This window comes from Flavobacterium niveum, from assembly GCF_055231775.1.
In genome coordinates this window covers 197,584-211,052 of sequence record NZ_JBUYSX010000001.1, presented here as the reverse complement: position 1 = coordinate 211,052, position 13,469 = coordinate 197,584, and the positions used below count along the sequence as shown (strand labels likewise).

Here is a 13,469-nt window from a genome sequence, read left to right as displayed (position 1 = left end):
ATTTAATAATGTTAATAGTGATTATAATCGCCTGTAAGAGTGTTTTTTGTGATAAAATTTGATATAACTTTGCTGAGCCAAAAATACACATTCGTTAAAAGAAGAATTTAATGCTTAATTTATGCTAAAACTACTACAGAGCAATTTTTACAGATTGTTCCTCCTTGCCACGCTGTTGCTGGGAGCGAACGTAACATGGGGGCAGGTAAGTATGGCTACGACCGGTTCTTACAGTCAGGATTTCAATACGCTTCCAACCACTTCAAGTACAGCCTGGACAAATAACTCAACTATATCGAATTGGTATAGTTCTTATTCAGGTAATGTGGTTGCCAGTGCCGGTACAACATCAACTGCAAGCCTTTACAGCTATGGCACTGACATAGAGTCCGATAGAGCTTTAGGGTCATTCGTTACAAATGCATCCGGAGCCATAGCTTATGGATTACAGCTCAAAAACAATTCTTCGGCCGCTATAACATCTATTTCTGTAGCATATACCGGAGAACAATGGCGAAAGGAGAATAATTCTACTCAGGACAAGATAGATTTCTATTATAGAATTTACAGTAGTGCTCAAACATCAGTCGATAATTCAACTGCAAGTTGGACACAAGTTACCGGCCTGACGTTTACAGCACCAATTGCAACTGCTACAACAGCAGCAGCCCTAAATGGAAATAACAGTGCAAACAGGTCTGGAATATCTGCCGTATCTTTATCTGGAATTTCGGTACCTGCCGGATCTTTCTTAGTAATCAAATGGATAGACACAAATATTTCTGGAACTGATCATGGCGTGGGTATTGACGACGTAACTGTTTCATGGACAACAGTTACTACTTATACTCTAACTTATGACGGTAACAGCCAAACTTCCGGAACTGCTCCTACAGGAAACAGTTATGTTTCAGGCGCTTCCGTTACATTACCGTCAAACACGGGAAGCCTTATCAAGACTGGATATACATTTGGTGGATGGAATACTGCTGCCGATGGTTCTGGCACAAACTATTCAACAGGGGCTACATACACAATGCCCGCTGCCAATACAACACTATATGCGAGGTGGATTGTAAATACAACCCCAGCACTTGTAGCTACACCTGCCACACTAACAGGATTTAGCTACATTAACGGAAATGGCCCTTCGTCAAGCCAGTCGTTTAACCTTTCAGGTGCAAATCTTACAGGCGCCCCAGGTAGTATTACTGTAACTGCAGCCCCTGATTATGTAGTATCTTCAGATAATATAACTTTTGGCTCTACTGCAACGATATCTTACACTACAGCTACACTAAGCAGTACACCTGTTTATGTAAAGCTTAAAGCAGGCCTTGCAGACGGAAACTATAATAGCGAAACTATAAGCATAAGCGGTGGCAGTGCTACTACATCAGTTACGGTAAGCGGTAGCGTTACCAACCAGGCACCTACTGCATCAAACGTAGTTGTTACCGGCGCGAACTATATAGTAGGTACACAGCTTACAGGTTCGTTTACCTATGCCGATTACGAAAGCAACCCTCAGGGGACTTCTACTTATAAGTGGTATACCGCTACCGACAATACCGGTACAGGCGCTGCCCAGATTTCGGGAGCAACTGCTACCACTTTTACACTTACCAGTACACAGCTTGCAAAATACATCCGCTACAGCGTTACCCCTGTAGCATCGGCTGGTACAACAACCGGTGTAGAAACATTCAGTGGATGGTATGGCCCTGTTGTAGCACCTGTCCTTGCTATAAGCGGTACTACAGCACACGGTTCGGTATGTGTTAGCACTGCCGGCACACCTGTTACCTATACCATAACAAATAATGGTACCGCAGCTGCTTCGGGCATAGCTGTAGGCACAAGCAACAGCATGTTTGCTGTAAGTGGATTGTCTTCAACTTCTATTCCTGTAGGTGGCACAGCTACCTATGTGGTTACCTTTACCCCTACATCTTCGGGCGCTAAAACTGCAACCATTACTGTAAGTAGCACAACAGGCGGTAGCAACAGCCCTACCAGCAGCCTTACCGGTACAGGTGCAGCAGCAGGAGCACCAACAGTTACCACAAGTACTGCAGCCGGGATTACAAGTTCAGGAGCAACTATACCCGCTACTGCCACAATATCAAATTGTAGCACAGCTATAAGTGCCTATGGCATTTATTATAGTACCTCAAGTGGTTTTGCTAACGGTTCGGGAACTCAGGTGCAAGGTACTAACCTGGCCAGTGGTGCATTTAGTGTTACCCTTAGTAGCCTGGCTCCTGCCACCACTTACTATTACAAAGCATATGCAACTAATACATCAGGCACAACTTATTCTACCCCACAGGGAAGTTTTACAACTCAATGTGCATCACTAAACCTACCTGTTTCTGAAAACTTCGAAGCTTCTACTTTCCCTCCGACCTGCTGGACGAAATTTATAGGTGCAAACGGTTATGGGGTAAGTGAAGAATGGAGCCGTACAACTTCGGGAACTTATAACGGATCTGCCGGTTCAGCACGTATTTCTTATGATGTTGCACCAGATGGGGAAGTAGCCGAAGACTGGTTAGTAACTCCTGGTATAGTGCTTCCTAATAACGGAAATGCAATAAAACTAAGCTATTTTGAGAAACAATCATTCGCAACTGATTATGGTGCTACCCACTACATAAAAGTATCCACATCATCTCAAACTACAATAAGCTCATTTACTAATGTTACTTCTTATGGCGAATCAACGTTTTCAGCCGCCTGGACGCAAAGGACGATTGATCTTTCCGCTTATGCAGGACAAACGGTTTATATAGCTTTTGTATACAGCCAAAATGATGATGACGAGTGGTATATTGACAACATATCGGTAAAAGATGAATTAATTGCACCTGTAGCAACAGCTGCTACAGATATAACTCCGCATGAATTTAAGGCAAACTGGAATACAGCAGCAAATGCAAATAAGTATAAACTTGATGTATATACCGGTACTATTGTAAACACTACCCTTTATGAAAACTTTAGCCTTGGAATGCCAGGTAGCTATGGTTCTAATACATCCTCTAATTTATCAACCGGTACATGGATATTTGATAACGTAAGAGGTAGCACGCAAACCTACTACACCGGCATAGCAGGTGCCCAGATGCAGGGTGGCTCTTCAAGTTCAATGACCACACCTGCATTTAGTAAGGTATCTAACATATCTTTTTATGCTAAAAAAGGTACATCTGACGCAATTAACCTTACTGTTCAAAAAGTAATCAATGGTGTAGCCTCTAATTTTACCACTGTTGCTTTACCTACAGGTACATCATGGGAGTTTTACAACGTAACCATAAATGACACCAATCCAGCTGTGAGTTACAAAATTATAAATCCGGCTATAGGAGTGGTTTATATAGATGAAATGACCATCAACACTTCTACAGGCAGTGAAACATTTATCCAGCCTTTCCAGGATTATGAAGTAACAGGTACAAGCCAGATAGTTAATGGCCTTACACAAAATACTTCTTATAATTATAGGGTACGTTCAGTAAACACTGCTACTAATACAACCAGTGGAAACTCTAACGTAATTACTGTTACTACAGGTAAAGAGCTTATATGGAACGGTTCTACATGGAGCTATGGCGCTACTACAGGCGTTACCCCTACTGTGGCCGACAGCGGTACTGTAGCAGGTACTTATAACACTACTACTAATGGCGACCTTACCATAGGTGCCCTTACTGTAAACAACGGACAAAGTGTTACGGTTACACCTAACAAAACAATAACAGTAGCTAACGCTATTACTAACAACGGTACCTTTACCGTACAAAACAACGGTGCACTGGTACAAACCAATACTGCCACTAACACCGGTAATGTTGTAGTAATTAAAAACAGTAACGCACTGTACAGGCTTGATTATACATTGTGGTCGTCTCCGGTATCGGGTGCACAAACGCTACAGCAATTCTCTGAAGGTACAGCGGCCAACCGTTTCTATGAGTACCTTGATTCAGGTTTATACTCTCCGGTTACAGCCAGTTCAACTACTTTTGCACTGGCAAAAAGTTACCTTATCCGTATGCCAAACATACTTACCGGTGACGTTACCGGTACTACTAACGGTGGTACTACTACCCCTGCACAGTATATAGCCGGTGAAGGTGACTACTATTTTGTAGGCTCGTTTAACGGTGTACCAAACAACGGTACTATAACACGCAACCTTAATACTACAGGTAACCGCTATACTGCTGTGGGTAACCCTTATGCTTCGCCAATAGGTGTAACAGAGTTTTTTGCACAAAACAGCGGCGTACTGCAATCGGGTACGGGGCTTTATTTCTGGAGGAAGCGCAACAGTGCAGGTACTTCGTCTTACGCTACGGTTACTGCTACTTCATATGCATTTAACACCGCAAACGGTGCTACAACCGGTGGCCAGGTTAACGATACCTACTTTAACCAGGCGCCAAGCAACTGGCGTATAGCTCCGGGACAGGGCTTTATAGTGCAAACCAGCAGTTCAGCTACAGGCACCCCGGCTGTAACCTTTACCAATGCCATGAGGAAATCGGCTGTAACAGGTGGCGTATCATTCTTTAAGCAACAGCAAGGCATGGCCGACCTGTCTCGCTACTGGCTGGATATCATAGACGAAAGCGGTAACGCAGGACAAATGAGCGTGGCGTACCTTGATGGTGCTACCACAGGTATAGACTACTCTTATGATGCTTTTGCAGTAAACAACGAAGAGTTTATAATGCTGTACTCACTTGCCGGTGATGACAAGCTGAATGTACAAACAAGGCCTTCGTTTGAAAATACCGATGTGGTTCCTGCAGGTTTCTATACACCACAGGCAGGTACATATACCATAGCCCTTACCAATAAAGACGGTGTGTTTGAAGAAGGACAGAAAATATACCTGAAAGACAACCAGGAAGGTATAATACACAACCTTGAAAACCCTTATACATTTGCCACAGGCGAAGGTGTAAACAACAACAGGTTTGAAATACTGTACAGCACTACCGCCCTGGGCACAGACAACCCTGTAGCAGGCAATAACGTTATGGTGTTTAAAAACAACAGTACTGTTAGCATCAATGCAGGCAGCACACTTATAAACGGCGTGGAGATATTTGACATACGCGGCAGGAAACTGTACAGCGAAAGTAATATTAACGCTACAAACTTCAGCACAGATAAGCTTGCTGTAGAAAACCAGGTTATCATTGTTAAGGTAAATACTGCAACAGGAACCGTATCAAAAAAGATCATCTTCTAAGCGTTTTACGCAGAAAATAAAATCTGATTTTAATCCCCGCACCTAAAAAGTGCGGGGATTTTTTTATCACACTTAATTAACAAATTTATTTTTTATTTAACAACCGGGATTTTCCCTATAAATGCATTAGGAATAGTTGTATTAATTTCATCCAAATATTTATTTTTCACATATAATCATTTAATTTTATTTAATTCACAATTTTAACTACTTTAAATTACGAATTTATCATATTTTAACATAATTTTAACAATTTAGCTATTGACTTTGAGGCGTTTGCGAATGTAATTTAGCATTATATGATAAATGATTATGATGTTCTTTTACAACCACCGCAGTTGTAGAAAACCCATTTTACTGATCGGTTTTTTACTCATGACTGTATTTGCAAAAGCCCAAACAAAGGTTTATGCTACTACAGTGAACACGTCATTCTCGGCAGCCAGCACCTCAAATGCTGCTGACCAGAATTTAACTACCGCCGCAAGGCTCACAACAACAAATGTAACAGTATCACTCGAAGGATCTATTGAATTAAAGTACTCTACGCCCGTTGCGGCAAACACACCCACTTACATTAAAATTAATATGCAGGACAGCGGCCAGCTACAGGCCCTTGTAGGAGGTGCCGTGGGTAACCTTTTAAACAGCGTATTAGGTATTGTTTTCGGGCAGCAATACATACAGGTTTCCGCCCGTAATGAAACCACAAGCGTATTTTCGGCATCAAGCAATTACGACCAGCACCGCTTGCGGGTTGTACGCGACAGCGCAGGTAGTTACTATATTGTAATTACGCCAAATGCCACTTACAACATCATCCGTATTGAAAACAAACTGAACGGTATTGTAGCACAACGTTGGCTTGATGTGTACGACGTGTTTCACGTAAGCGGTACTGCAAACTGTGCCATAGGTACGTATACCTCGTATACTGCTACCGGACTGGTATCGCTGGGTACCGCAGGGGTGTTTAACTCATGGTATGCTATAGATGCTGATGCTACAAACTACAGTATTATAAGCCTTGGGCAGCTGGGAGTGGGTACATCCATATCGCAAACCGTGTATTTTGAGGGGCCATCGGCAGCTTCAGACTATTATTTTGTAAAATTCAGTTTAAACAGCGCCCTCCTCAGCCTCGGCATACTCGAAAATACCCAAATTATAGCCTATAACGGCCCCACGCAGGTATATAGCGCCTATTTAAACGACCCTGCGTTTGTTTCCCTGGGCCTTAGTACTGCTATCACTAACGGCCAAATAATATCACTACCCATACAACCGGGCGGAGCTGTAGACCGTATAACGATAAGAATGAACGGCCTGGCAAGTTTGGGTGCACTCACACAGGCTATAAACCTTTATGGTATAACAAAAGGAAATTTCACTGTAAACGTTTCGGGTAGTGGCAGCTACCAGGTGGGACAAACGGTAACACTAACAGCTTCAACAACAGGATGTAACTCCCCTTACACCTACTCATGGAGCAGCGGGCTGGGATCTACCGCCTCAGTAACAGCCCCTTCTACCACACCCGGAACTTACACATATACCGTTACTGTAACTGATATATACGGCATACAAAAAACCGGTACGGCTACCGTAACTATAGAACAACCTCCTGTAGCTGGAACCGTAAGCGGTGGGGGGCAGGTTTGCTACGGATATTCACCCGGGAACCTTACCGTGAGTGGATATACGGGAAACATTTTGCGGTGGGATCGCAGTACCAGCCCTTCATTTGCTTCGGTAACAAGTATAAATAATACCACGCCTACATTAACCAGTGCCGAAATAGGCCCGCTTACACAAACTACTTATGTAAGGGCTGTGGTAAAACTAAACTCGTATGCCGAAGTATACGCTACAACCACACTAACCGTACACACCACTACGTGGAATGGTACCACATGGAGTAACGGAACCCCTACCAGCGGAAGCCGCATTTATATGACCGGCAATTACAGCGAAGCCACTAACCTTGATGGTTGTGCCCTTGAGGTAAACAACGGCGCGGTAGTAATTATTCCGTCTGAATATACAGTAACGCTGCAAAATGAGATAATGGTAAACAGTGGCAGCTTTACACTGGAAAGCAATGCCCACCTGGTACAGGTAAACAATGTGGCTAACACGGGTAACATTACTGCCGTAAGAAGGAGTTCGCAACTTTTCAGGCTGGATTATACCCTGTGGTCATCGCCGGTAACAGGCACACAAACGCTGCGTAATTTTTCGCCGGCTACAAGCCTTAACCGTTACTACGAATATAAGTACGACACTACAGACGGTGGTACTACCTACTATGAAGCCTACTGGCCGGTAGACCCGCTAACTACAACCTTTGCCCCGGCAAAAGGCTTCCTGATAAGGATGCCGAATGTAGATAGCACTCCGGGTTATAATACAGGCAGCACGTCTATAATATTTACCGGAAACTTTGTAGGTGTACCAAACAACGGTACCATAAACAAGGCCATGTCAGTAAGTGCCGGAAGGTTTACCGCCACAGGTAACCCCTACCCTTCGCCAATAAACGTGCAGGCTTTCTTTGATGCGAATGAAACAAAAATGGAAACGAATACCGGTCTGTACTTCTGGAGGAAGATAAACGACCCTAATGCCAGCAGCTACGCCATACTTACCCGCGATGTATTTATAAGCAACCCTGCAACAGGTGGTGCAGCCGGTGAGGCACAATACGGTGGTGCTATTTGGGACAACTTCTTTAACAGCCAGGTGGCTCCTGCAAACTGGGTTATTAACCCGGGCCAGGGCTTCTTCATCCAGACTGATGATGCACTTTCTTCGGCTAACGTAACGTTTACTAACACCATGCGCCGTGGTAACCACAATGCACAGTTCTTTAAAAGCGCACCCCAGGAAGTTTCTAAATACGGACTGGATCTTAGCGGGCCAAGCAAAAACCTGAGGCTGGCAGTAGTATACAGCCCTACGGCTACACTGGGTATTGATGCCCACAGGGACGTAGTACGCTTTGAAAATGCCGATGGCGACTTCTTTACCATAGCAGAAGACAATGCGCTTGCCGTACAGGCCAGGCCGGACTTTGCCGATACCGATATAGTACCTATGGGCTACTTTGCCGCCGAAGCCGGTACCTATACCCTAAGCATAGGCTTTACCGATGGTGTATTTGCCGAAGGCCAAAAAATATATGTGTACGATAAACTGGAAGGCCTGCTAAGGAACCTTACTGCAAACGACTACTCATTCAGCTCTGAAGCCGGTACATTTAACGACCGCTTTGACATACTGTATACCGAAACTGCCTTATCTGTAAGTGAAGTTACCCCGGAAAATAACGCACTTGTTGTATATAAATCAGGTAACAGCATAGGTATAAACGCAGGCAGCATGACGCTAAACCGCGTAGAGGTATATGACATTAACGGCCGCAAAATTATTGAAAGCCCCACTATTAATGGGTCGGCCTATACTATAGACGCACAGGGAACAGCCAGCCAGGTGCTTATAGTAAGGTCGTATACCGATAAGGGAACTATTAGCAAGAAAATAGTTTTCTAAGCATCCAGCAATGCTATATTAGTTGGCCCCCGTGCTTGTACAGGCACGGGGGCTTTTTTTATGTCCTGCCCACGCTATAACGTAATAGTTTGTATCTTTAGCCTTCCAAAACATAACATCTGTTCTAATGAAACAACTATTACCTAAGGGCCTTATTGCGGCCCTTGCGCTGCTATTGGCATCATGCTCGGCGCAGAAAGACGTGGGCCAAAGCAAGTTTGGCAACAGTACAAAAGTTCCGCACACCAGCGGAAAAAACATCATTACCCCTACCGGCGAAGCCATAATGCTGAAAGGGACTAACCTGGGCAACTGGCTGGTACCCGAAGGCTATATGTTTAAAACCGGGCAGGTAAGCGCCCCTGCAAAAATAGACGAGATGCTTACCCAGCTGGTAGGCCCGGACAGTACCACGGCATTTTGGCACAAATACCTGGACCGCTACATTACCCACGACGACATTAAGTACCTGAAGCGCATTGGCTGTAACCACATCCGCCTGCCGTTTCACTACAAACTGTTTACCAATGACCTGTACATGGGTACGCGCAATGCGGGCTTTGCCTACATGGACCGTGTGGTAGAATGGTGCCGTGCCGAAAACCTCTACGTATTGCTGGACATGCACTGCGCACCCGGCGGCCAAACCGGCGATAACATAGACGACAGTGCAGGCTACCCGTGGTTGTACTTTAGCAAGGCGAGCCAGGATGAAATGAGCGATATTTGGGTACGTATAGCGCAGCACTATAACAACGACCCGATAATTATAGGCTATGACCTGGCAAACGAACCCTTAGCCCACTATTTCCTGAAGGAAATACCCGATTATAACCACCGCCTTTTCCTGCTGTACCAAAGGCTTGTAGCCGATGTACGCAAGGTGGACAAAAAGCACAGCATTTTCCTGAACGGCTCGGTATGGGCGGGCGATTTCGGGGTGTTTGAAAGCATACTGGATGACAATATAGTGTACGAGTTCCATAAGTACTGGTTTGACATTAACCAGGATGCCATACAGAAGTATGTGGACTTCCGCGCAAAACACAATGTGCCTATATATATAGGTGAAACCGGTGAGAATACCGATGAGTGGATTAAGGAGTTCACCCCACTGCTAAATAAAAATGATATCCACTGGGCATATTGGCCGTATAAAAAGATGGACAACACCCGTGGCATTATGAACTTTAAGCAGCCGGAAAGTTACCCGCTGATTACCAAATATGCTGAAGCCGACCGTGGTAGTTTTGAAAAGATACGCAACAACATGCCCGACCGCATTAAGGTGCAGCAGGCCCTGAATGGTTTCCTGGAAAACTGTGCGTATAAAAACTGTTTCCAGAACAAGGGATATATAGAGGGATTAGGCTTAAAAGTGGAGTAACAATTCAATATCTCAGATACAAACCGCGGCAGTAATGCTGCGGTTTTTTGTTTTATATTTGAAATTCAATCATATCTGAAAATGCAAAAACTAAAAGCCGTAATTTTCGACCTTGACGGTACCGTAGCCAATACATTGCCGTTGTGCATAGCAGCATTCCGCCTGGCTATAGAGCCGCACATAAACCGCAGTGTAAGCGATGCCGAAATCATAGCCACTTTTGGCCCCAGCGAGGAGGGTACCATAATGGCACTCGCCCCTGATTACTACGAACAGGGCGTAACCGACTACCTTACCCATTACACAGCCCTCCACAGCATGTGCGAAGCGCCGTTTGAAGGCATTATACCGCTTTTGGAACAACTAAAGCAAAAAGGTATACGTACGGCAATGGTAACAGGGAAAGGCCGCAGCAGCGCATTGGTATCGCTTGAGAAATTTGGGCTGCTCCCCTACTTTGAATTGCTGGAAACCGGTGTACCCGAAGGGCCGAGCAAACCACAGGGTATTAAGGCAATCCTTAACCTGTGGGGCGACCTTGATAAAAACGAAGTAATCTACGTAGGCGATGCCCCGAGCGATGTTACCGCCTGCCGCGAAGCGGGCATACCCATAGCCGGTGCCGCCTGGGCAGAAACCGCGGAACCCGATCAACTGGCTGCCATGCACCCTGATGCGATGTTTGGCACCGTTGAGGAATTTTCGAAGTGGTTGTTAGGGAATATATAGGTTTTATACGTCTTCCATTTCGACTGAAGCGAAGCGGAATGGAGAAATCTCAAAACATTGATTAAAAGAGATTTCTCGACTTCGCTAAGGCTACGCTCGAAATGGAAGACGAACAACCATTAAACTATTTAGCCTCAGCCGGTTTGGTTTTTACAGCTGCTACAAGGTTATTGTGTTCGTTAGTATAAAACACCACCTTGCGTGTTGCAGGCAGGCCGGTTATGCTACTCTTCAGTATGTTGCAGCTTATTTTTTCTACCAGCGCCTTATCGTCAGGGGCTACAATATACACCCCAATTTCCTCCGGTTTGTGGTTAAAAAAGTACACATCAATCTTCTTGGTGGTATCTATAGCCGTAACCGCCTGGGTTACTTCGCCCAGCAGGGTTTTGTCTTCTTCGGTGTATTTAAAGTTGGCTGCCAGGGTCTTGGCATCAATCACCTCAAAGGCGCTCATGCCTATGCCGCAGTACAGCTCTTTAGGTTTTTCGGTTTGCCCGCATGAAGCCAGCAGCAGTAACGCCAATGCCGATGTTACAAACGTTTTTTTCATAATAGTTGTTTTCAGTTTTTCCTGTTTATTTGGAATACCTAAGGTATAAAATTTCCCACAGTTTTAATGTATCAAAAATCCGCTTTTGAGATAAGTCGGCATATATATTAGTAGTATACATACTATAACAGTAAGCAGAGGTAATAAAATTGTAATTACTAGATAAACTACATCAAAATAAGTCAAATTAATTATGTTACAGATAATATGGAGAATCATAAATAGAATCCATAAATAAAAGCTCATTTGTCCAATTGCAATATTAATCTTTGAGGGTGAAAAGGCCCCTCCTTTGGTAGAAAAAATGCTATCACTTCTAAAAGTCTGCGGAAATCCCATATTACCCATTATATTTTCTTTCGGCAAACCCATTTTTTTATAATGTTTCCATTCGAACTTACTTATAGCATTTTCATAAACTTCATACCAAGCTTTTGATGCTTTAGCCATCAATATCCAAATAATTGAAAAAATTACCCCAATACAGCATATAAAAAGACATGCCGTACTATATCTCAATATTATGTTTGATTTATAATCGACCTTAACTATCTCAAAAACAATATAGCCATAGGCAGTGAAACAAAGTATTAAAAAAACTGATAAAAAAACTGACCTTTGCCAAAGATTAGATATTTCTAAATCTCGGCATCTATACAGTTTATCCAAAGTATACTTCAAATCTTCTTTTTTACCCATTGCTTATCATCCTATTTATATTTCAAAGTTAATAAAATATATTTTGCCCTACCTTTGCGCCCGGCATGGAAAAAGATACGTACAATACACTGGCCGCCCCCGGCAACGAAACCCTGTTTAAGGAAAAGGGCAGCAAGTTCTTTGGCTATGCTTTCCCCGTGGCAGATGAAGCCGAAGTAAAAACCATACTGGCAGACATTAAGAAACAGCACCCGCAGGCACGCCACTGGTGCTATGCCTTCCAGCTGGGCACCGAACCTAACGTGTACTACCGCGCTAACGACGACGGTGAACCCAGCAACACTGCTGGCCAACCTATTTACGGGCAAATACAAAGCTTTGGGGTTACTAATGTGCTGGTGATTTCGGTGCGGTATTTCGGTGGGGTAAAGCTGGGTGTGGGCGGGCTTATTGCCGCGTACAGGCTTTCGGCACAAATGGCACTCGAAGCAAGCGAAATTGTGGAAAAAACCATAGACGTGCACTACACCCTTAAATTCGGGTACCAGGACATGAACCGCGTGATGCGAGTGATTAAGGAAAAGAACCTGGAGGTGGTTTCCCAAAAAATGGAAATGGACTGCGAAATGGTAGTGGCCACCCGCAAAAAAAACGCCCCAATGGTACTTGAGGCGTTTGAGAGTCTTTATACGATAGAAGTTTTGTTTCAGGTTTAAAGTTTCAAGTTTTTTGACCGTTCTGTATGTTCAAACAACTTTAAAAATAACTTTAAACCTGAAACTTTAAACTAAAAGTTGAGCTTCTCTTTTACGTAATCCGGAGGGCTTACAGGGCGCCCGGTTTTCATGTCTACGAACACTAACATAGAGTACCCGGTTGTTAATAACTCGTTAGTTTCGTTGTATATTTCGTAGTCAAATTCTATCTTAACGCCTTGCTGTTTTTTAAAGATGGTACGCACCCGCAGAAGGTCGTCATACTTAGTCGGTTTTTTATAATTCATGCTAAGCGACACCACCGGAAGCATTACACCGGCCTCTTCCATAGATTTATAGCTAACTCCAAGATTACGAAGCCATTCCACACGGCCCATTTCAAAATATTGTGCATAATTACCGTGATAAACCACACCCATCTGGTCGGTTTCGGCGTATCGTACACGTACAGTAAATTCGTGAAAATTCATATTTTTTTAATGTTAATTTTAACCTAAATTTATGTTACAGATGCTTACAATTTTTTTTTAGAATAATCAATACACCCAAAGTTTTTTTTTGAGGAATTTTGTACTCATATTTGTTCTCCCGAAAAGGAATGAA

8 protein-coding genes are annotated in these 13,469 nt (G+C 43.7%); 5 read left to right on the top strand and 3 right to left on the bottom strand.

Annotation, left to right across the window (positions count from 1 at the left end; translation table 11 throughout):
* Positions 1-121: 121 nt before the first annotated feature.
* The 4 genes from ACZIX4_RS00880 (at position 122) to ACZIX4_RS00865 (ending at position 10,937) form a co-directional block, all read left to right on the top strand.
* Complete coding sequence (locus ACZIX4_RS00880; protein WP_463333724.1) at positions 122-5,269, top strand: beta strand repeat-containing protein; 5,148 nt, start codon at positions 122-124, stop codon at positions 5,267-5,269.
* Positions 5,270-5,644: 375 nt separating this feature from the next.
* Positions 5,645-8,821, top strand: a complete 3,177-nt coding sequence (locus tag ACZIX4_RS00875; protein ID WP_463333723.1) for a PKD domain-containing protein — start codon at positions 5,645-5,647, stop codon at positions 8,819-8,821.
* 127 nt (positions 8,822-8,948) lie between these two features.
* Positions 8,949-10,208 carry a glycoside hydrolase family 5 protein gene (locus ACZIX4_RS00870; RefSeq protein WP_463333722.1) on the top strand — a complete coding sequence of 420 codons (1,260 nt, stop codon included), beginning with the start codon at positions 8,949-8,951 and terminating at the stop codon, positions 10,206-10,208.
* Between the two features lie 81 nt (positions 10,209-10,289).
* Positions 10,290-10,937 carry an HAD family hydrolase gene (locus ACZIX4_RS00865; protein ID WP_463333721.1) on the top strand — a complete coding sequence of 216 codons (648 nt, stop codon included), beginning with the start codon at positions 10,290-10,292 and terminating at the stop codon, positions 10,935-10,937.
* Positions 10,938-11,061: 124 nt separating this feature from the next.
* Here the strand turns inward: ACZIX4_RS00865 and ACZIX4_RS00860 are convergent, their stop codons facing one another.
* Positions 11,062-11,490, bottom strand: coding sequence for a hypothetical protein (locus ACZIX4_RS00860; RefSeq protein WP_463333720.1), 429 nt, complete (start codon positions 11,488-11,490; stop codon positions 11,062-11,064).
* A 63-nt stretch (positions 11,491-11,553) separates the two neighbouring features.
* Entirely contained in the window at positions 11,554-12,189 is a 636-nt protein-coding gene (locus ACZIX4_RS00855) for a RipA family octameric membrane protein (RefSeq protein WP_463333719.1), read from the bottom strand.
* 65 nt (positions 12,190-12,254) lie between these two features.
* Here ACZIX4_RS00855 and ACZIX4_RS00850 point away from each other — a divergent pair, with 65 nt between their 5' ends.
* Positions 12,255-12,866, top strand: coding sequence for an IMPACT family protein (locus ACZIX4_RS00850; protein WP_463333718.1), 612 nt, complete (start codon positions 12,255-12,257; stop codon positions 12,864-12,866).
* Between the two features lie 71 nt (positions 12,867-12,937).
* Here ACZIX4_RS00850 and ACZIX4_RS00845 read toward each other — a convergent pair whose 3' ends face one another.
* Complete coding sequence (locus ACZIX4_RS00845) at positions 12,938-13,336, bottom strand: acyl-CoA thioesterase (RefSeq protein ID WP_463333717.1); 399 nt, start codon at positions 13,334-13,336, stop codon at positions 12,938-12,940.
* Positions 13,337-13,469: the final 133 nt, after the last annotated feature.

Excerpts from the sequence above, each read along its gene's own strand:
- ACZIX4_RS00880 (WP_463333724.1), top strand. The coding sequence starts at position 122 with ATGCTAAAACTACTACAGAGCAATTTTTACAGATTGTTCCTCCTTGCC.
- ACZIX4_RS00875 (WP_463333723.1), top strand. The coding sequence starts at position 5,645 with ATGACTGTATTTGCAAAAGCCCAAACAAAGGTTTATGCTACTACAGTG.
- ACZIX4_RS00870 (WP_463333722.1), top strand. The coding sequence starts at position 8,949 with ATGAAACAACTATTACCTAAGGGCCTTATTGCGGCCCTTGCGCTGCTA.
- ACZIX4_RS00865 (WP_463333721.1), top strand. The coding sequence starts at position 10,290 with ATGCAAAAACTAAAAGCCGTAATTTTCGACCTTGACGGTACCGTAGCC.
- ACZIX4_RS00860 (WP_463333720.1), bottom strand. The coding sequence starts at position 11,490 with ATGAAAAAAACGTTTGTAACATCGGCATTGGCGTTACTGCTGCTGGCT.
- ACZIX4_RS00855 (WP_463333719.1), bottom strand. The coding sequence starts at position 12,189 with ATGGGTAAAAAAGAAGATTTGAAGTATACTTTGGATAAACTGTATAGA.
- ACZIX4_RS00850 (WP_463333718.1), top strand. The coding sequence starts at position 12,255 with ATGGAAAAAGATACGTACAATACACTGGCCGCCCCCGGCAACGAAACC.
- ACZIX4_RS00845 (WP_463333717.1), bottom strand. The coding sequence starts at position 13,336 with ATGAATTTTCACGAATTTACTGTACGTGTACGATACGCCGAAACCGAC.